At 60.8% G+C, this 19,872-nt stretch carries 18 protein-coding genes; 2 read left to right on the forward strand and 16 right to left on the reverse strand.

Annotated features, from left to right (window positions below; translation table 11 throughout):
* Together KI231_RS21490 and rluC are read right to left on the reverse strand one after the other, a co-directional pair.
* A complete protein-coding gene (locus tag KI231_RS21490; RefSeq protein WP_213026282.1) occupies window positions 1-663 on the reverse strand; it encodes an HAD-IA family hydrolase in 663 nt (220 codons plus the stop codon).
* On the reverse strand, window positions 650-1,609 hold the full coding sequence (rluC, locus tag KI231_RS21495; RefSeq protein WP_103306709.1) for a 23S rRNA pseudouridine(955/2504/2580) synthase RluC: 960 nt from the start codon (window positions 1,607-1,609) through the stop codon (window positions 650-652). The genes KI231_RS21490 and rluC overlap by 14 nt, the downstream gene beginning before the upstream one ends.
* Window positions 1,610-2,307: 698 nt before the next feature.
* Here rluC and rne point away from each other — a divergent pair.
* Window positions 2,308-5,571, forward strand: a complete 3,264-nt coding sequence (rne, locus tag KI231_RS21500) for a ribonuclease E (protein ID WP_213026283.1) — start codon at window positions 2,308-2,310, stop codon at window positions 5,569-5,571.
* A 197-nt stretch (window positions 5,572-5,768) separates the two neighbouring features.
* Here the strand turns inward: rne and KI231_RS21505 are convergent, their stop codons facing one another.
* The 12 genes from KI231_RS21505 to KI231_RS21560 form a co-directional block, all read right to left on the reverse strand.
* A complete protein-coding gene (locus KI231_RS21505) occupies window positions 5,769-6,359 on the reverse strand; it encodes a nucleotidyltransferase family protein (RefSeq protein ID WP_213026284.1) in 591 nt (196 codons plus the stop codon).
* Window positions 6,356-7,336 carry an XdhC family protein gene (locus KI231_RS21510; protein WP_213026285.1) on the reverse strand — a complete coding sequence of 327 codons (981 nt, stop codon included), beginning with the start codon at window positions 7,334-7,336 and terminating at the stop codon, window positions 6,356-6,358. The genes KI231_RS21505 and KI231_RS21510 overlap by 4 nt, the downstream gene beginning before the upstream one ends.
* A complete protein-coding gene (locus KI231_RS21515) occupies window positions 7,336-9,657 on the reverse strand; it encodes a xanthine dehydrogenase family protein molybdopterin-binding subunit (protein WP_213026286.1) in 2,322 nt (773 codons plus the stop codon). The genes KI231_RS21510 and KI231_RS21515 overlap by 1 nt, the downstream gene beginning before the upstream one ends.
* Window positions 9,654-10,124, reverse strand: a complete 471-nt coding sequence (locus tag KI231_RS21520; protein ID WP_213026287.1) for a (2Fe-2S)-binding protein — start codon at window positions 10,122-10,124, stop codon at window positions 9,654-9,656. The genes KI231_RS21515 and KI231_RS21520 overlap by 4 nt, the downstream gene beginning before the upstream one ends.
* Before the next feature lie 343 nt (window positions 10,125-10,467).
* Complete coding sequence (gene murB, locus KI231_RS21525) at window positions 10,468-11,487, reverse strand: UDP-N-acetylmuramate dehydrogenase (RefSeq protein ID WP_213026288.1); 1,020 nt, start codon at window positions 11,485-11,487, stop codon at window positions 10,468-10,470.
* Window positions 11,484-11,948, reverse strand: coding sequence for a low molecular weight protein-tyrosine-phosphatase (locus tag KI231_RS21530; protein ID WP_213026289.1), 465 nt, complete (start codon window positions 11,946-11,948; stop codon window positions 11,484-11,486). The genes murB and KI231_RS21530 overlap by 4 nt, the downstream gene beginning before the upstream one ends.
* Window positions 11,948-12,712, reverse strand: coding sequence for a 3-deoxy-manno-octulosonate cytidylyltransferase (gene kdsB / locus KI231_RS21535; protein WP_213026290.1), 765 nt, complete (start codon window positions 12,710-12,712; stop codon window positions 11,948-11,950). Before kdsB ends, KI231_RS21530 begins: the two co-directional genes overlap by 1 nt.
* Entirely contained in the window at window positions 12,709-12,894 is a 186-nt protein-coding gene (locus KI231_RS21540) for a Trm112 family protein (RefSeq protein ID WP_003174668.1), read from the reverse strand. The genes kdsB and KI231_RS21540 overlap by 4 nt, the downstream gene beginning before the upstream one ends.
* Window positions 12,895-12,916: 22 nt before the next feature.
* Window positions 12,917-13,927 carry a tetraacyldisaccharide 4'-kinase gene (lpxK, locus tag KI231_RS21545; RefSeq protein WP_213026291.1) on the reverse strand — a complete coding sequence of 337 codons (1,011 nt, stop codon included), beginning with the start codon at window positions 13,925-13,927 and terminating at the stop codon, window positions 12,917-12,919.
* Window positions 13,927-14,355, reverse strand: a complete 429-nt coding sequence (gene pocB / locus KI231_RS21550; RefSeq protein WP_103307264.1) for a flagellar polar localization protein PocB — start codon at window positions 14,353-14,355, stop codon at window positions 13,927-13,929. The genes lpxK and pocB overlap by 1 nt, the downstream gene beginning before the upstream one ends.
* Window positions 14,352-14,987: a flagellar polar localization protein PocA gene (gene pocA / locus KI231_RS21555; RefSeq protein WP_007908216.1), complete on the reverse strand. Its 636-nt coding sequence runs from the start codon at window positions 14,985-14,987 to the stop codon at window positions 14,352-14,354. Before pocA ends, pocB begins: the two co-directional genes overlap by 4 nt.
* Window positions 14,988-15,087: 100 nt before the next feature.
* Complete coding sequence (locus KI231_RS21560; protein ID WP_213026292.1) at window positions 15,088-17,322, reverse strand: DNA internalization-related competence protein ComEC/Rec2; 2,235 nt, start codon at window positions 17,320-17,322, stop codon at window positions 15,088-15,090.
* A 136-nt stretch (window positions 17,323-17,458) separates the two neighbouring features.
* On the opposite strand from KI231_RS21560, the gene KI231_RS21565 reads away from it, so the two are divergent.
* Window positions 17,459-17,977 carry a DUF2062 domain-containing protein gene (locus tag KI231_RS21565; RefSeq protein ID WP_103307266.1) on the forward strand — a complete coding sequence of 173 codons (519 nt, stop codon included), beginning with the start codon at window positions 17,459-17,461 and terminating at the stop codon, window positions 17,975-17,977.
* A gap of 169 nt (window positions 17,978-18,146) precedes the next feature.
* Here the strand turns inward: KI231_RS21565 and KI231_RS21570 are convergent, their stop codons facing one another.
* Complete coding sequence (locus KI231_RS21570) at window positions 18,147-18,926, reverse strand: ABC transporter permease (RefSeq protein ID WP_103307267.1); 780 nt, start codon at window positions 18,924-18,926, stop codon at window positions 18,147-18,149.
* Window positions 18,923-19,855 (reverse strand): ABC transporter ATP-binding protein, encoded by a 933-nt coding sequence (locus KI231_RS21575; protein ID WP_213026293.1) that lies wholly within the window; start codon window positions 19,853-19,855, stop codon window positions 18,923-18,925. The genes KI231_RS21570 and KI231_RS21575 overlap by 4 nt, the downstream gene beginning before the upstream one ends.
* Between the last annotated feature and the right edge of the window lie 17 nt (window positions 19,856-19,872).

The following is a 19,872-nucleotide window of genomic DNA, read 5'->3' on the forward strand; positions in this document are numbered from 1 at the left end:
TTAAGCCCGCTGACCCAGCCAGGCATGCAATTCGGAAAAACGGTCGATCGACAGGCGCGGCTCGTACTGCTGCAGCGATTCGATCGATTGCGCGCCATAACTGACCGCCACAGATGCCATGCCCGCATTGCGCGCCATCAGCAGATCGAAGGACGAATCCCCTACCATCAGCGCCTGATCGGCACGCACACCACAATGCGCAAGGATCTGCTCCAGCATCAGAGGGTGTGGCTTGCTGGCAGTTTCATCGGCAGCGCGGGTGATATCGAAATAATCTTCCCAGCCATTGGCCTTGAGCACCCGATCCAGTCCGCGCCGATTCTTGCCGGTCGCGACGGCCAGGTGATAGCCCTGCTCACGAAAGGATGCCATCGACTCAACGACACCCTCGAACAACGGCGAGGGCACAGCTTCTGCAGCGATGTAGTGATCGGCGTAATACTCGCGAAACGCGATCATTTCCGCATCGCTGATCTCGGGATACAACGTGCGAATTGCCTCGGGCAAGCCCAGACCGATGATGCCTTTGACGGCAAAATCGTCGCGCAACTCGAAACCGGAACGCTCGGACGCCGAATGCATCGCCTCGACGATCCGATGAATGGAATCAGCCAGCGTGCCGTCCCAATCGAAAATCAGCAGTTTGTAATCAGATGGGCGCACTCAATCGCTCCACTGTCTTGGCCCACATTTCATCGACCGGCGCCTGCAAGGTCAGCTTGCCGCCATCGGGCAGCGGCACGGTCAGCATGTAGGCATGCAGGAACAGGCGCTTGCCACCCAGATCACGGATTTCCTTGGTGAAATCGTCGTCGCCGTACTTGCTGTCACCGGCGATGCAATGCCCGGCGTGCAGGGTGTGCACACGAATCTGGTGGGTCCGGCCGGTGACAGGCTTGGCCTCGACCATAGTCGCGAAGTCGCCGAAGCGGCGCAGCACCTTGAACACGGTCAGGGCTTCTTTGCCTTCGTCGTTGACTTCGACCATGCGTTCGCCTGAACGCAGATTGCTCTTGAGCAACGGCGCACTGACCTGCTTGATCGAGGTCGCCCAGTTACCGCGAACCAGCGCCATGTAGCGCTTGTCGACGCCGTCGCCACGCAGCTTTTCGTGCAAGTGACGCAGCATGCTGCGTTTCTTGGCGATCATCAGCAGGCCGGAGGTGTCGCGGTCGAGGCGATGAACGAGCTCCAGTTCCTTGGCATCGGGACGCAACTGACGAAAGGCTTCGATCACACCGAAATTCAGGCCACTGCCACCGTGAACAGCAATGCCGGCGGGCTTGTTGATCACGATCAGGGCTTTGTCTTCGTAGACAATCGAGGCTTCCAGGCGTTGCAACAGACCTTGCGCCAAAGGCACCGGCTCGTCGCGCTCAGGCACGCGAACCGGCGGCACGCGCACGATATCGCCGGCCTGCAGCTTGTATTCGGGCTTGATCCGACCTTTGTTCACACGCACTTCGCCTTTACGCAAAATGCGGTAAATCAAGGTCTTGGGCACGCCTTTGAGCCGGGCGAGGAGGAAATTGTCGATTCGTTGGCCGGCATACTCCGGCGAGACTTCAAGCAATTGAACGCCTGGAGTCGAAGGGGCAGTAGTTGTCATGCCGCGGATGATAACAATTTTTATGGAATTGAAGCACTTAATCATTGCTGCTATAGTCGCGAACGCCGCCAAAAGCGGCCTGGACAGCGGCACCACGGTCAAAAACCGGCCCTGACCAACGCAATTCACCAGGACGCGAGGCCGTCCTACGGGGCTTTCGCTACGTAACGGTGGAGTTTGCGGTTGTAACAAGCGCAGGTGACATGAGGCCTGAATCACACCGCCGAGCAGAGTTTTTACTCGCCCGGCAGGCAAATATTCGAGGCCAGTTCACAAAGTGCAGTCAGCTGCAGATGACCCCGAGCGAACGCTTCGGAAACACCGCCTGAATTAGCCATGATGCGTGACCTCCCCTTTCGGAGCTCACGGTAAATGCCAACCCGCTGCGGATTCTGCGCGCGGCAGCACCCGAATTATCAGGGATACGTGTAGGGTGGAGATGCACAACCGCTGGACTGTGTAGCAATAGGCTTTATCAAGACGCTTCATCTCGTCCACAGCCACGGTTGATTCCTCCTCCTGACTGAGTGCTTAAGTAGCCACAGCAAGCAGGACGCGTACGTCGCGGTATCGGCCCAATTGGTCGTACATCGCTGGACACGGGAATGGCCAACCACTCCCGACGCACCTGACACCGACCGTGAGAAGTCGTGTGTGCCGAACGCCGTTTCCGGCAGCCCGGAAACCGACGGTACTACATGAAAAGAATGCTGATTAACGCAACTCAACCCGAAGAGTTGCGTGTTGCACTGGTAGATGGCCAACGCCTCTACGACCTGGACATCGAATCCGGTGCACGCGAGCAGAAAAAGGCCAACATCTATAAAGGCCGTATCACTCGCATCGAACCAAGCCTTGAGGCTGCCTTTGTCGATTTCGGCTCCGAGCGCCACGGCTTCCTGCCCCTCAAAGAAATCTCCCGCGAATACTTCAAGAAAGCCCCTGAAGGCCGCGTCAACATCAAGGACGTCCTGAGCGAAGGCCAGGAAGTTATCGTTCAGGTCGAAAAAGAAGAACGTGGCAACAAGGGCGCCGCCCTGACCACCTTCATCAGCCTGGCCGGTCGTTACCTCGTGCTGATGCCGAACAACCCGCGTGCCGGCGGCATTTCCCGTCGCATCGAAGGCGAAGAGCGCAATGAACTGCGTGAAGCGCTGAACGGCCTGGTTGCACCGGCCGACATGGGTCTGATCGTGCGCACTGCCGGCCTGGGCCGCAGCAGCGAAGAAATGCAGTGGGACCTCGACTACCTGCTGCAACTGTGGACCGCCATCAAAGAAGCCTCGCTGGATCGCTCCGCGCCATTCCTGATCTACCAGGAAAGCAACGTGATCATCCGCGCCATTCGCGATTACCTGCGCCAGGACATCGGCGAAGTGCTGATCGACAGCGTTGAAGCCCAGGACGAAGCCCTGACCTTCATACGCCAGGTGATGCCGCAGTACGCCAGCAAGATCAAGCTGTACGAAGACAGCGTTCCGCTGTTCAACCGTTTCCAGATCGAAAGCCAGATCGAGACCGCTTTCCAGCGCGTCGTTGAGCTGCCTTCCGGCGGCTCCATCGTCATCGATCCGACCGAAGCCCTGGTGTCCATCGACATCAACTCGGCGCGCGCCACCAAAGGCAGCGACATCGAAGAAACCGCCCTGCAGACCAACCTTGAAGCGGCTGAAGAAATCGCTCGCCAGTTGCGCCTGCGCGACATCGGCGGCCTGATCGTCATCGACTTCATCGACATGACCCCTGCCAAGAACCAGCGCGCCGTGGAAGAGAAAGTCCGCGAATGCCTGGAAGCCGACCGCGCTCGCGTGCAGATCGGCCGCATCTCGCGCTTCGGCCTGCTGGAAATGTCCCGTCAGCGCCTGCGTCCATCGCTGGGCGAAAGCAGTGGCATCGTCTGCCCGCGTTGCAACGGCACCGGCATCATCCGTGACGTTGAATCGCTGTCGCTGGCGATCCTGCGTCTGATCGAAGAAGAAGCCCTGAAAGACCGCACTGCCGAAGTTCGCGCTCAAGTGCCGATCCCGGTGGCGGCGTTCCTGCTCAATGAAAAACGTAACTCGATCACCAAGATCGAACTGCGCACCCGTGCTCGCATCGTCATTCTGCCGAACGATCACCTGGAAACCCCGCACTTCGAAGTTCAGCGTCTGCGTGACGACAGCCCGGAAGCCGCGACGAACCAGTCCAGCTACGAAATCGCTGCCGCCGCTGCCGAAGTCGAAGAAGTCCAGCCAGCCGCTGCGACCCGCACCCTGGTTCGTCAGGAAGCCGCGGTCAAGACCGCTCCGGCCCGTGCCAACGCTCCGGTTCCGACCGAAGCTGCCGCACCTGTTGCCCCAGCGCCTGCTCCGGTTGCTGCGCCAGAACCAAGCCTGTTCAAAGGTCTGGTGAAATCGCTGGTCAGCCTGTTCGCGACCAAAGAAGAACCAGCCGCTCCGGTTGTGGTTGAAAAACCAGCCGCCGAACGTCCGGCCCGTAACGAAGAGCGTCGCAACGGTCGTCAACAGAGCCGCAACCGTAACGGTCGTCGCGATGAAGAACGCAAGCCGCGCGAAGAGCGCGCTCCACGTGAAGAACGCGCCCCACGCGAGCCGCGTGAAGAGCGTGCGCCACGTGAAGCCCGTGAAGTCCGCGAGCCTCGTGAAGCCCGCACCGAAGCGCCAGTAGCCCGCGAAGAACGCGCGCCACGTGCTCCGCGTGAAGAACGTGCACCGCGCGCTCCGCGTGAAGATCGCAAGCCTCGTGGCGAGCGTGAAGAACGTGTACGTGAACTGCGCGAACCTCTGGACGCTGCTCCAGTTGCTGCCGCCGCTGCAGCCGTGACCGCTGAAGAGCGTCCGGCCCGTCAGCCACGTGAAGAACGCGCACCGCGTCCGCCGCGTGAAGAGCGTCAACCGCGTCCTGAGCAAGCCGCTGCTGTCGTTGCTGAAGAAGAAGTCATCAGCAATGAAGAGCAACTGCCGGAAGACGGTTCGGAGAACGCCGAAGGCGATCGTCCACGTCGTCGCTCCCGCGGCCAGCGTCGTCGCAGCAACCGTCGTGAGCGTCAGCGTGATGCCAACGGCAACGTGATCGAAGGTTCGGAAGAATCCGAATCCGAAACCGGCGAAAACGTTGAAGCGCCAAGCACTGCCGATCTGGCTGCTGGCCTCGCTGTTACCGCTGCTGTTGCCAGCACCGTGATCAGCGCTCCGGCAGAAGCCCAAGCTCACGAGCAAGCTGAACGCGCTACTGCCGCGACGCTGGAAACCGCTCCAGTTGAAGCACCGGTTGTTGAAGCTCCCGCTGTTGAAGCAACCACTCCAGTAGAAGTGACTGCTGCTCCAGAGGTTGAAGTGGCTCCGGTTCGCGAAGCCCAGTCGCAGTTTGAAGCGTTCGCTCAACCTGCTGCTGAAGTCGAAGAGGCACCAGTCGTTGTTGCAGAGCCGGTTGTCGAAACCGTCGCTGAAACCGTGACCGAAACCGTGCGTGAAGTTCGCGAAGAGCAAACCGCATTCAACTGGGTTGCCGAGCCAGCCGTCGCTGAAACACCAGCGCCTGCATTCGAAGCGCCAGTGGTTGAAGAAGCCAAGGTTGCCGAACCTGCTCCAGCGCCAGTCGTTGAAGCACCGGTGGTCGAAGCGCCAGTGGCTGCCGAAGCTCCAGCCCCGGTGGCTGAGCCAGCTCCAGCCAGCGCCCTGACGCCAAATGGTCGCGCGCCAAACGATCCACGTGAAGTGCGTCGTCGCAAGCGTGAAGAAGAGCGTCTGGCGAAAGAAGCCGAACTGGCGGCCGCTGCTGCTCCGGTTGCTGCCGAGCCAGCCGTTGTTGCTGAAGTGGTCGAGGCAGCGCCTGCCCCGGTTGCTGAAGAAGCCGTTGTTGAATCGGTCATCGCTGAAGCTCCACGCTCCGTTCAGGACGCGGTAGAGCAACACGAAGAGGCCCAGGAAAAAGAACACGAGCCTAAACCTCTCGTCTGATTCCAAAAGCCAATAAAAAGCCCCGCCCGGTGAAAGCCTGGCGGGGCTTTTTTATACCTCCAATATCAGCACAACCCCGAACCATGGTAGGAGCGAGCCTGCTCGCGAAAGCGGTGTGCCAGGCAATATTCATGTAGCTGAGCCACCGTATTCGCGAGCAGGCTCGCTCCCACAGGGGATCTATGCTTGGCTCAGTATTAAGGGAAGACCAAAGATTCAGGCACATCGATATCCCACAACACTCCGGGATCATCCACTGAAACCTCAACCACCCGCCCCTGCTTGAACAACGGCCTGGCCCCGCGATCACCGCTCAACGCGAGCAAGCCCGGACCAAACGAACGCCCAAACCCCACCGGATGCCCAAACTCGCCAGCCTGAACCGGCACGCTCACCGCATCGTCAGCCATTGCCGCCACCACCCGCTCGATACTCGACGGCAGGATAAACGGCATATCCCCCAGCACGATCAACCAGCCATCCACTTCCGGGCACGCCGCCACACCGGCTGCAATGCTGTCGCCCATCCCGGTAGACTCGATCGAAACCACCTCACACCCATACGCCTGAGCCATACGCATTGCCTGCGGCCGCGCTTCAGTGGTCACCAGCACGCGCTTGTCGAGACTGGCCGGCAGATTCACCAACACTTGCTCGATCACCGAACGCACGGCGCCATCGCGCCCGGTGCAATCGGCCAGCAACTTGTCCTTGTCCGCACCGGCAACCTGGCGGAAGCGGCTGCCCTCGCCCGCTGCCAGCACCACCACGCCGATCGATCGACTCATGCGCCCTCCACTGTTTTCTTCTGTTTCAACTCGACCCCGTTCTTGATCGCGACGATTTCCGCCAGCAAGGACAAAGCGATTTCTGCCGGCGAGTGACTGCCGATGTGCAAGCCGATCGGCCCGTGCAAACGAGCGATGGCTTGTTCCGACAAGCCTAGCTGAGCCAGGTTCTCCCGGCGTTTTTGACTGTTGACCCGCGAGCCCAGCGCTCCGACATAAAAGGCCGGCGAATCCAGCGCTGTGAGTAACGCCATGTCATCCAGCCGTGGATCGTGAGTCAGCGCGACAATCGCCGTGCGCTCATCGGTCTGGATACTCAGCACCGCATCATCCGGCATGCCGGGGACGAAACGACCGTGGTGCGCTTCCCAACCGTAGACGAATTCGGTGCGTGGATCGCAGATCAGCACCTCGAAATCCAGCAACCGCGCCATGTCCGCCACGTACCGCGACAACTGACCGGCACCGATCAACAGCAGCCGCCAGCGCGGGCCATAAATCGCGCGTAGGGTCTTGCCGTCGAATTCCAGCGAGTCGGATTTGCTCGCGGCCGTCAGAACCACTTCACCGGTTTCGATATTCAGCTCACGGGCGACGATCTCATGGGCTTCGCAACGCGCCAACAGCTCGGCGACCCAGGCCGGATCACCGACCCGCTCCTCGGTCAGACGCAACGTACCGCCGCACGGCAAGCCGAAGCGCGCCGCCTCTTCCCGCGTGACGCCATAGGTGATCAATTGCACCGGCGGCCCGTCAGCGGCAATCCGTCCGTCGTGCAGGCGGGCAATCAAGTCATCCTCGACACACCCGCCCGACACCGAGCCGATCACCACGCCGTCCTCGCGCAACGCGAGCATGGCGCCGGGAGCCCGGGGCGCGGTGCCCCAGGTCTGCACCACACTGAACAACACCACCCGCTGACCGGCGCGGCGCCATTCGAGCACGCTGCGCAGAACATTGAGATCAGCGCTGTCCATCAGGCTTTGGCCTTCTGCCAGCCCTGCAACTGATAACGCACCGGCAGATTGCGAATACGCTGACCGGTGGCCGCGAAGATCGCATTGCACAGCGCCGGCGCAATCGGCGGCACACCCGGCTCACCAACGCCGCCCAACGGCACATCGCCCGGCGGCGTCACCAGATGCACCGCGACTTCCTTCGGCGCGAGCGACATGCGCGCGACTTCGTACATATGGAAGTTATCCTGCTGCACCTTGCCGTCCTTGAAGCTGATCTCACCCAGCACCGCATTCCCGAGGCCCATGACACAGGCACCCTCGAACTGCGAACGGATGCGCTCAGGGTTGATCTGCGGCCCGCAATCCACGGCGATGTCCGCCTTGTGCACGATCAGCGTGCCATCGTCTTTGACCTCGACTTCAATGACCGCCGCCACATAGGTGACGAAACTGTAATGCACCGCCAGACCGAGGCCACGCCCCTTGGGCAATTGACGCCCCCAACCGGCTGCCTTGGCCGCGGTTTCCAGCACGGTGCGCATACGCCCGGTGTCGATCGGATAACGCTCGGGGGATTCACCGTAGTTCCACTCTTCGCTCAGGGTGCGCGGATCGATCTGTCGATCCGGGCCGAGCAGTTTGATCTGGTACTTCAACGGATCAACACCGGCCTTGTGCGCCAGTTCATCGACAAAACTCTGGATCGCAAAACCGTGGGGGATGTTCGACACCGAGCGATACCAGCCGACCCGCGTGTGCACAGTGGCTTCGGGATTTTCCAGACGCACGTTGGGGATGGCATAAGCCATGTTGGTAAAACCCATGCCCAGCTCGAACGCCGCCTCATGGTTCATGCCCGGGGCAAACAGTGCGGTAATGCTTGGCGCGACGGTGCGATGCAGCCAGCCGGACGGCATGCCGTCCTTGCCGATCCCGGCCTTCAGGTATTCGGCGGACACGGTGTGGAAATACGAATTGTGGATGTCATCTTCGCGCGTCCACTGCACCCGCAGCGCTTTGCCCGGAAATTCCTTGGCGAGGATCGCGGCTTCAACGACGAAGTCAGGCTTCGACTTGCGCCCGAAACCGCCACCCAGCAGCGTGACATTGAAGGTGACGTTATCGAACGGCAAACCGAGGCGTTCGGCGATCCGCTCACGGGTGACCTGTGGCGCCTGACTCGGCGCCCAGGCTTCGCAAACCCCATTGTTGTAACGGGCAATGGCAACCATCGGTTCCATCGGTGCCTGCGCCAGATGCGGCAGGTAGTAAGAAGCCTCAAGGCTGCTGGCAGCGCCGCTCAAGGCCTTGTCGATATCGCCGGTGTTGCGTACCACTTTGCCGGGCTTCAGCGATGCGGCTTCCAACTCCTTGCGGTAGGCAATCGAGTCGTAACTGGCGTTCGGGCCATCATCCCATTCGATCTTCAGCGCCTCGCGCCCCTTGATCGCCGCCCAGGTATTGCTCGCGACGACCGCCACGCCACCCAATGGCTGGAACTCCGAAGGCAACGGACGGTTTTCGATCTGAATCACTTTAAGCACACCCGGGACTTTCAGCGCGGCGCTGTCGTCGAGCGATTTGACCTTGCCGCCGTACACTGCCGGACGGGCGATGGTCGCGTAGAGCATGCCGTCGAAATGCACGTCGGCACCGTACACCGCGCGGCCGTTGACGATGTCGTCACCGTCGATGGCTTTGTTGCCTTCCTTGCCGATGTAGCGAAATTCCGACGGCTGCTTGAGCCGCAGACTGTCACGCGCCGGCACCGTCAACGCACTGGCCGCGGCGGCGAGTTCGCCATAACCCAGCTCACGCCCGGACGGTTTATGAATGACCTTGTGCAGTTGCGCATGGCACTCGCCAACAGGCACTTTCCACCGGTCGGCGGCGGCTTGCTCAAGCATGGTTCGGGCAGCGGCGCCGCAGCGACGCATCGGCTCGTACCAGTGACGCATGCTGCGTGAACCGTCGGTGTCCTGGTTGCCGAAACGTACTTCATCGCCCGGGGCCTGCTGCACTTTGACGTGAGCCCAGTCAGCCTCAAGTTCGTCGGCAACCACCATGGTCAGACTGGTGCGCACGCCCTGGCCCATTTCCGAACGGTTGCACACCACCGTCACCGTACCGTCGGCCGCAATGCTGACGTAGACCTTCGGATCATCGATCCAGCCGTTGGGCATGCCATCGGCGCCGAATTTCTTTTCCTTCTCGTCGGCCAGCGCACCCTGCCAGCCCCAACTGGCGGCCAGCACCAGCGCACCGGTTGCGCCGACACCTTTGAGAAAGCCTCGGCGACTGAGATTGCTCAGGGCGAAATCGTTCGGAAGACGGCTCATGCCTTGACCTCCTTCAGATGAGTGGAGGCCTGACGGATCGCGGTTTTGATCCGGTTGTAGGTGCCGCAACGGCAAATATTGCCGACCATCGCTTCTTCGATCTGCTCGTCGCTCGGGTTGGGGTTGGTCTTGAGCAACGCCGTGGCGGACATGATCTGCCCGCCCTGACAGAAACCGCATTGCGCGACAGCCGTGTCGAGCCAGGCTTGCTGAACGATTTGCCCGACCGGGTCAGCGTGAAGATTGTCGATGGTGGTGACGTTTTGCCCGACCACTGAGCCAATCGGCGTGATGCAACTGCGTGCAGGCAACCCATCGATATGAATGGTGCAGGCGCCGCACAGGCCCATGCCGCAGCCGAATTTGGTGCCGTTGTAACCGGCGACATCACGAATTGCCCACAACAGGGGCATGTCTTCGGTGACATCGAGGGGATGGTCTTGACCGTTGAGTTTCAGGGTAATCATGGGCACGCCCGCATATTTCTAGTGGTTATGGGGTCGAGCAATCTGCCGCCGGAAATCAGCGGTGTGGTTCGCGCAGATCGACTCAGGCTAATCGGCCGATACACATCAGTGAAGCTGAACACTGATCCTGTGGCGAGGGAGCTTGCTCCCTCGCCACAGGGGTCATCGCTGACTGATATGTGGTTGGCACAGGCTCTCTCGTGCTGACGGCGACGTCTGCACCGGGCCTTTGATGGAGCAAATGACGGTTATCGTTAGCTGGCTACGTTAACCCGCGATTAACAAAAAAGCCCTGCACTTTTTTATCAGTGCAGGGCTTTGGATACCGACCTGAAGCGTAGTCTCAATAACGATTGGGCTCCATCTCCAGCTCGACATTGAAACGTTCGGCAATATCTTTCTGGATGCGTTGCGCCAGATCCAGCAGTTGCAGGCCGGTGGCTGCGCCGTAGTTGACCAGCACCAGCGCCTGCAATTTATGCACGCCGGCATCGGCCTCACGGAAACCTTTCCAGCCAGCACGCTCGATCAGCCAACCCGCCGCCAGTTTCATCTGCCCATCCGGTTGCGCGTAGGCGACCAGATCCGGATGCTGCTCCTTGATCTGCGCGACCAGTGCCGCAGACACCAACGGATTCTTGAAGAAGCTGCCGGCATTGCCGAGCACCGCCGGGTCCGGCAGTTTTTCACTGCGGATGCTGCAGATTGCGCGGCTGACGTCGGTGGGTGTTGGCTGTTCAATGCCCTGCTCGGTCAGGCGCTGACGCACCGGGCCATATTCCAGATGCAAATGAGCGACGCGGTCGAGCGCAAACCGCACCCGCAGAATCAACCAGCGTCCCGGCTGCTGCTTGAACAGGCTGTCGCGGTAGGCGAAGTTGCATTCTTCCAGGCTGAAATCACGCAGCTCGCCAGTATGGCGATCCAGCGCGGTAAGCCCGGCGAACACATCCTTGATCTCGACCCCGTAAGCGCCGATGTTCTGCATCGGCGCGGCGCCGACGGTGCCGGGAATCAGACTTAGGTTTTCCAGACCGGAAAAACCCGACGCCAAGGTGTGCTGCACAAAGGCATGCCAAGGTTCGCCGGCCTCGGCTTCGATCACCACGCGACTGCCGTCATCACTGATCACGCGGATTCCGCGAGTGGCCATGCGCAGCACCAGCGCGGGAATATCTGCGGTCAGCAGCAAGTTGCTGCCACCGCCGATCACCAGCAATGGCACGTCGTGCGCTGTGGCATAAGCCAGCGCTTCACGTACATCTGCGTCGCTGTAGGCCTCGGCGAACAGTTGTGCGTTAACGTCGACGCCAAAACTGTTGAACGGTTTCAGCGAAACCTGCGCTTGTACCTGCAAACTCATAACCGGCCCTTCACTTCGATCAGCAATTGGTCACACGCCGCTTCAATCAGGTCCAGCACCTGCTCGAAGCCCTGATCACCGTCGTAGTACGGATCCGGCACCTCATCGACCAGCCCGGCATAGCGGCGCAGGAACAGATCCAGTTCGGCTTTGCCGGTGGACGGTTGCAGCGCCTTGAGATTGCGCAGGTTGCTGCTGTCCATGGCCAGAATCAGGTCGTAGCTGGCGAAGTCGGCGCGGCTGACCTGCTGGGCGCGCTGCGCCGACAAATCATAACCGCGCAGTTTGGCCGCAGCCTGACTGCGTTTGTCCGGTGGATTGCCGACGTGCCAGTCGCCGGTGCCGGCAGAGGCCACTTCGACCTGATCCGCCAGCCCTGCTTCCCGCAGTTTGTGGCGCAATACGCCTTCGGCGGTGGGCGAACGGCAAATGTTGCCCAGGCACACGAACAGAACGCGCATCAGGCCTCCAGCAGGCGTCGAACGCGCTCAAGGTCTTCGACGGTGTCGACGCCGGTTGGCGGCGCGATCAAGGCATCAGCCACATGAATGCGCGCGCCGTGCCACAGGGCTCGCAGTTGCTCGAGGGATTCGGTGTTTTCCAGCCAGCACGGCCCCCAGTTGACGAAGTCCTGAAGGAACCCGGCGCGGTAGGCATAAATGCCGATGTGGCGACGGTACGGCACGCCTTCGGGCAATTGCTCTTGGCTCTTGGCGAACGCGTCGCGAGCCCACGGCAAGGTGGCTCGGCTGAAAGTCAGCGCCAGCCCATTGATGTCGCTGACGACCTTGACCACGTTCGGGTTGAACAGGGTTTCCACATCTTCGATCGGCTCGGCCAGGGTGGCCATGCGCGCTTCAGTGTGGGCGGCCAGATTGGCGGCGACCTGATCGATCACGCTCGGCGGGATCAGCGGCTCATCGCCCTGCACGTTGACCACGATCGCGTCGGGCTCAAGGCCCAGTTTCGCCGCAACTTCAGCCAGACGATCGGTGCCGGAGTTGTGATCTTCACGGGTCAGCACCACTTCGGCGCCAAAGGCCTTGCAGGCCTCGACAATGCGCGCATCGTCAGTCGCAACCACCACGCGGGCGGCGCTGCTTTTGCTCGCCTGTTCCCAGACGTGCTGGATCATCGGTTTGCCGGCGATGTCCAGTAGCGGCTTGCCCGGCAGGCGGGTCGAGGCGAAACGCGACGGAATGACAACGGTGAAGGCAGTGGTCATTTATCCAGACGCTCGTCAGTGGTCAGGGTACGGGCCTCGCTTTCGAGCATCACCGGGATGCCGTCACGGATCGGATAGGCCAGGCCGGCGCCTTTGCTGATCAGCTCGGTCTTGTCGGCGCTGAGCTTGAGCGGGCCTTTGCAGATCGGGCACGCGAGGATGTCGAGCAATTTGGTGTCCATGAACATTCCCTGGATAGAAGAGTTAAGGCAAAAGACGATCCGGCAACAGGCGCATCAGCTGTGTGTCGAACCAGGCCACGAAGGCCGGCGACGGCACGGCATCGACCGCCAGATACCACCAGTCGGCAGAAGCGAAGACACGGCACTTCACCGCGTCCTTTTCGGTCATCACCACTGGCAATGACGGTGTGAAATTCAAGGCCTGCACGCTGTATTCGGCGTGGTCGGCAAACGCATGCGGGATTGCTCGCCAGTCTAGCGCTTCGAGGGTATTGAAGAAACGTTGCGGATTGCCGATCCCGGCCACCGCGTGCACGCTCTGCCCCGGCGCAAAATGCTTGAGCGACTGGCGCTCGCCGCTGCGCAGATTGACCAGCGCCGTGGGTTGCAGACGAAAGGCGAAACCGTCTTCACGATCAGCCGTCGCGCCATTGAACAGCACGCCGTCGACACTTTGCAGGCGCTCGATCGGCTCGCGCAACGGCCCAGCCGGCAGGCAACGTTTATTACCGAGGCCACGGGCGGCATCGATCAGCACCAGTTCCAGATCCCGTGCGAGGCGGTAATGCTGCATGCCGTCGTCGGACAGAATCAGATCCAGCGGTTCGCTGGCGAGCAAGGCTCTGACGGCGGAGCTGCGATCAGGGTCGATCATCAGCGGCACGCCGGTGCGCTGGACGATCAACAGGGGTTCGTCGCCGGCAATATCAGCGCTCTGCTCGGCCTCCACTCGCCAGGGCAACTGCGGCGGTTTGGCACCGTAGCCACGGCTGACCACGCCGACACGCAAACCGCTGCGGCGGCAATGCTCGATGAGCCAGAGGATCATCGGCGTCTTGCCAGTACCGCCGACAGTGATGTTGCCGACCACAATGAGCGGCACTGGCGGCTGATAGATCTCGCCCTGGCCATCAAGAAAGCGCTGTCGTTTGCTCACTACGACGCGGCGATAGAGCATTTCCAGCGGCCGCAGCAGCGCCAGGGCCGGGTGCCCCTGATACCACGCGGCGAGCAAACGATCGGACAGGCTCATCAGGACTTGGGCGCCGCCTCGACCGTGGTCATGCGCAAATGGCTGAAACCGAGCTTGCCGGCCGCGTCCATGGCGGTGATCACCGATTGATGCTGAGTCTTGCCGTCGGCACTGATCGACAACGGCATGTTGGTATCACCGTTGGATTCTTTCTGCATGGCGTCCATCAGAGTCGCCAGATCGTTTTTCGGCAGAACCTTGTTGTTCACCGAAAACACCCCTTCGGCGCTGATGGCCACGTCGATCTGCTTGAGCTGCTGATCTTCGGCCGGCGAGCCGCTGACGGCTTCCGGCAGATCAACGCGCAACTGGGTTTCGCGGGTAAACGTAGTGGTCACGACGAAAAACAGCAGCAGGATGAACACCACATCGATCAGCGACGCGAGGTTGATGTCGATCGTTTCCCGAGGCTTGCGACGGAATTTCACGCGCGGCCCTCAGCCAGATCGACGTCACGGTCGCCCTGCACCACTTCAACCAGTTTGATCGCTTCCTGCTCCATGCCCACCACCAACTCGTCGATGCGGCGTTGCAGGAAACGGTGGAAGAACACCGCCGGAATACCGACCATCAGGCCTGCGGCTGTGGTGATCAACGCCTTGGAGATACCACCGGCCAGGACCGAAGCATTGGTGGTCATGCCGGAACCGGTGAAGGCGCTGAAAATATCGATCATGCCCAGCACCGTACCCAGCAGACCGAGCAACGGTGACATCGCGGCGATGGTGCCCAGAGCATTGACGTAGCGCTCGAGCTCGTGAATGACCCGAGCGGCGGCCTCTTCGATGCACTCTTTCATGATCTCGCGACCATGCTTGGAGTTGGCCAGACCGGCAGCGAGGATTTCCCCCAGCGGCGAATTGGCGCGCAACTCCTTGAGTTTTTCTTTATTGAGCTGTTTGTCCTTGATCCAGACCCAGACCTGGCCCAGCAGATGCTCGGGGGTGACGCGACTGGCGCGCAGGGTCCACAGGCGCTCGGCGACAATCGCCATGGCCGCGATGGAACTCAGAATGATCGGCAACATCATCCAGCCGCCGGATTTGACCAATTCCCACACAGTGACAGTCCCCTCGAAAAAGTGCGCCACTTTACCATACCGGTTCGCGATCAGGACCCGCCGCGCCGACGACCGTGATGTCGCAGTCGCGCGCGCCCGATCAACGGGCCAGTGCGGGCGGATCGCGCCAGAAACGCGGCTGCTGGCGCATCGCCCATGGCGCTTTGAAGGTACCCAATTGCAGATGAATGGCACCCTGCTCGGCACTGTCGTAAATGCGCAGGCCTTGTTTGCGATACCGCGCCAGAACCGTCGGGTGCGGATGGCCGAACGAGTTGCCGTGACCGCGAGAAATCAGCACGGCCTGAGGTTTCAATGTCTTGAGCAGGGCCATGGATGAGGAACTGCGGCTGCCATGGTGCGGTGCTTGCAGCCATTGCGTTTCAACAGCCAGAGGGCTTTGCAGCAAAACACGTTCGGCGTGAGTGTCGATATCGCCCGTCAGCAAGAGGCGCTCGCCATTGGCTTCGATCTGCAACACGCAGGAACGCTGGTTGCTGTCATGGGCATCTGTCCATTGCCAGAGTTGAAAACTGACACCGTCCCACTGCCATTGCTGGCCACTTTCACACGTTTCGGCGTTCAGTTCAGCAGACAGTCCCGGTGGATCGCCGCTGATGACTCTATTCACTTTCAAACCACGCGCCACGGCCAATGCGCCGCCGGCGTGATCGGCATCCGCGTGACTGAGCAGCATAAGGTCAAGTTTCTCGACATTCAGCTTGCGCAAGGCTGGCAGCACCACGCGCTCACCGAGATCGAAATCCCCGAAACGCGGCCCGGCGTCATAGAGCAAGACGTGGTGACGGGTACGGACCACAATCGCCAGGCCCTGGCCGACATCGAGTTGCCAGATGTCGGCCAATCCTTCGCCCGGTTTCTCGCGTGGCGGCGCTACCAGTACCAGCAGCAGGGGCCAGCCCAACGGACGCATCGGCACACCACGCGGCAATAGCAACAGCACGGCGCCGAGGCTGCCAATCAGCAACGCCCACACGGGAATTGACGGTGCAATCCACGCGGGCCATTGCCCGGCGATCACGGCTAAGCCCTGAAACAACCAATCGATCAAACCACCCGCCAGCCACAGCAGCCATTCGCCGACATACGGCACCGGTAACAGCAAAGTCCCGAGCAATGCCGGCGGCAGCACCAGCAGACTGATCCAGGGCACCGCCAACAAATTCGCCAACGGCCCGCTCAGGCTGATTGGCAGGTGAAGCGCCAACAACACAGGACAGAGACCGATCGCAATCAGCCACTGCGCTCGCGTCCATGTCTGCCACCAGCGCCATGCCCCGAGGCGCCCGCCAAAGGTGAAAGTCAGCACCGCCACCGCGGCGAAGGACAACCAGAAACCAGGACGTAGACTGGCCAGCGGATCCAGCAACAGCACGCCGTCGAACGCCAATAACAGCGGCCACCACGCACCGAGATGGCGAAAGCGCAGGCGCCACAACAGCACCAGGCCGACCATCACGCAGGCGCGTCGCACCGGCACATCGAACCCGGCGAGCAGCCCGTAACCGAGCGCCGCCGCGAATGCCAGACCACAAGCCCATGGCAGCCACGGCCAGCGCAGCGGCCACAGCCCATAACGGGCAAGACCTGCGACCAGCAAGTACATCAGCGCCGCGAGCATCCCGATGTGCTGACCGGAAATGACCAGCAAATGCACGGTGCCGGTGTCTTGCAGAATCTGCCAGTCCTCGCGACTGAGTCCTGAGCCATCACCCAGCACCAACGCGGCCAGCGCCCCGGCCCGGCCTTGCGCGTCCGCCGTCAACAAGCGCTGGCGAATGCCATCGCGCCAGGCCCCGCGCGCGGCTGTCAGACGTTCGCCATCCTTGATCGTGCCGGTTGCGCCGATGCGTTGCGCGAGCAGCCAGGCTTCGTAGTCGAACGCATCAGGATTGAGCAAACCCACCGGGCGTTTGAGTTTGACGGCCAGACGCCAGCGCTCGCCGCTGTTGACCGGCGGCCCGGCGTACCAGGCCAGGCGCATCAATGTCGGCAGTTTTTCGTGACGCGAGCGTGCATCTGCCAATTCGAATCGCACCACGCCATCGCTGTGCTGCGGCAGACCGATCACCCGCCCTTCGACCCAGCGGGTTTCTCCATCCAGCTCAACGGACAACCGGTCATTCAAGGCCCATTGCGCGCTGATACAGGCCCAAGTAAAGCCGAACAGCAAAAACGCCAGCGGGTAGCTGCGAAACGGCAGCAACATCAAACCCACAACCGGCAGCAACACCATCAACCAGACCGGCGGTAACGCCGACATAAAAACCGGAGCCAGAAGACCGACTGCCAGCGCCATCATCCCTGTGCGCATAAGCCCGTCCTTGAGAGTCCCTGCCTTAGGCATAGCGGGTGTCGGGCACGAGCGTCGTCAACAATTGTCACAAAGTCTGAATGGGCGGTTCATAGAATCCAGACATACTTGCCGCCTTAACCGACCGAGAAGCCTTATGCCCCGGCGCTTATTCAAACGTTACATGCCCGACCCGACGAGCATCAGGGAACACAAATCCTTACGCTTTCTCGGCAAGTTGCTGCATGACCCGAACCTCTGGCACCTCAATCGCCACTCGGTTGCCCGTGCGATGGCGGTCGGATTGTTTGCGGCATTCCTGCCGATTCCGGCGCAGATGCTGGTGGCGGCCGCATTGGCCATCATCGTTCGCGGCAATATGCCGATCGCTGTCAGCCTGGTGTGGCTGACCAATCCGATCACCATGCCGGCGGTATTTTTCTGTACGTATCAGGCCGGAGCATGGTTGATGGATGTGCCCGCACGGCATCTGCCGGATGAGCTGACGTGGGAATGGATCAGCGGCGAACTGTCGACGTTGTGGCAACCGTTTTTGTTGGGTTCCGTAGTCGTCGGGCTGGTGCTTGGCGCCCTCGCCTACTTCGTGGTGATGATGTACTGGCGCTGGTGGGTGGCGCGGCAGTGGGCGCGGCGCAAGAAGAAACGAATGTCTTGAATGCAAAACGGCCTCCGCAATGGGAGGCCGTTTTACTGTGTGGCGTCTGGTAAGACGCCATCGCGGGCAAGCCCGCTCCCACATGATCCGGGTTGCTCGATTTTTTGTGACCGACACCAAACCCTGTGGGAGCGGGCTTGCCCGCGATAGCAGCGCCGCGGTTTGGGTATCAGGTACGCATCCCGCGCCCGCTCACCAGCAAGCGCGCGCAGCCGAAATACAACACCACCGTCGCCACCAGCATGAAGGTGATCGCGATACCGATGCGAATATCCGACACGCCCAGAATGCCGTAACGGAAGGCATTGACCATATGCAGCACCGGGTTGGCCAGCGACACGGTCTGCCAGAACGGTGGCAGCAACGTGATCGAATAGAACACGCCACCCAGATAGGTCAGCGGCGTCAGCACGAAGGTCGGGATGATCGAGATGTCATCGAAGTTGCGTGCAAACACAGCATTGATGAAGCCCAGCAGCGAGAAGATCGTCGCTGTCAGCACCACCACCAGAATGGTCACGCCGAGGTGATGCACCTGCAGATGGGTGAAGAACAGCGACAGAATCGTCACGATCACGCCGACCATCAGGCCACGCAGCACGCCACCACAGACGTAGCCGATCAATATCGTATGCGGCGACACCGGTGAAACCATCAACTCTTCAATCGAGCGCTGGAACTTGCTGCCGAAGAAACTCGACACCACGTTGCCATAGGAGTTGGTGATCACCGACATCATGATCAGCCCCGGCACGATGTACTCCATGTAAGTGAAGCCACCCATGTCGCCGATCTGCCGGCCGATCAGGTTGCCGAAGATCACGAAGTACAGAACCATGGTGATCGCAGGTGGCAGCAGGGTCTGCGGCCAGATCCGCGTGAAGCGTTTGACCTCACGGTAAACGATGGTCTGGAGCGCGACGAGATTGGGACGGAATTCGGAACTCATACCGCCACCTTCGACAGATTTTTCTCCACCAGGGACACGAACAGCTCCTCGAGGCGATTGGTTTTGTTGCGCAGGCTCAGCACTTCGATGTTCTGCAACGCCAACTGACCGAACAACGCGGTAATGCCCATCGACTTGTCGACCTGCACTTCCAGCGTGTGCGCATCCACCAGGCGCGACGGATAGCCGACCAGTTGCGGCGCGGTAGCCAGATCACCTTTCAGGTCGAGCAGGAAAGTTTCCATATGCAACTGACCAAGCAGCTGACGCATGCTGGTGTTTTCGACAATCGTGCCGTGGTCGATGATGCCGATGTTGCGGCACAGCTGCTCAGCCTCTTCCAGATAGTGCGTGGTGAGAATGATGGTGATGCCCTTCTGGTTCAGCTCGGTGAGGAATGTCCACATCGAACGGCGCAATTCGATGTCCACCCCGGCAGTCGGTTCGTCGAGGATCAGCAGGCGCGGTTCATGCACCAGTGCACGGGCGATCATCAGCCGCCGCTTCATGCCGCCGGACAGCGACCGTGACGGCACATCACGCTTGTCCCACAGGCCCAACTGAGTCAGGTACTGCTCGGCGCGTTCCTTGGCGATCTTCGCCGGAATGCCGTAGTAACCGGCCTGGGTCACGACGATGTCGAAGGTCTTTTCGAACTGATTGAAGTTGAATTCCTGGGGCACCACGCCGATCGAGCGCTTGAGCGCTGCCGGATTTTTGTCCAGGTCATTGCCGAAGATATTCACCGTGCCGCTGGTCTTGTTGACCAGGGTGGAGAGAATGCCGATGGTCGTGGATTTGCCGGCACCGTTGGGGCCGAGCAAGGCGAAAAAGTCACCTTCGGCGACGTCCAGATCGATACCACTCAAGGCCTGGAACCCGTTGCCGTAGGTTTTGGTTAGCTGCCGGATGGACAGAGCGGAACTCATATCTGATTTACGCACCA

This window comes from Pseudomonas sp. Seg1, assembly GCF_018326005.1.
In the GTDB taxonomy this organism is placed as follows: domain Bacteria; phylum Pseudomonadota; class Gammaproteobacteria; order Pseudomonadales; family Pseudomonadaceae; genus Aquipseudomonas.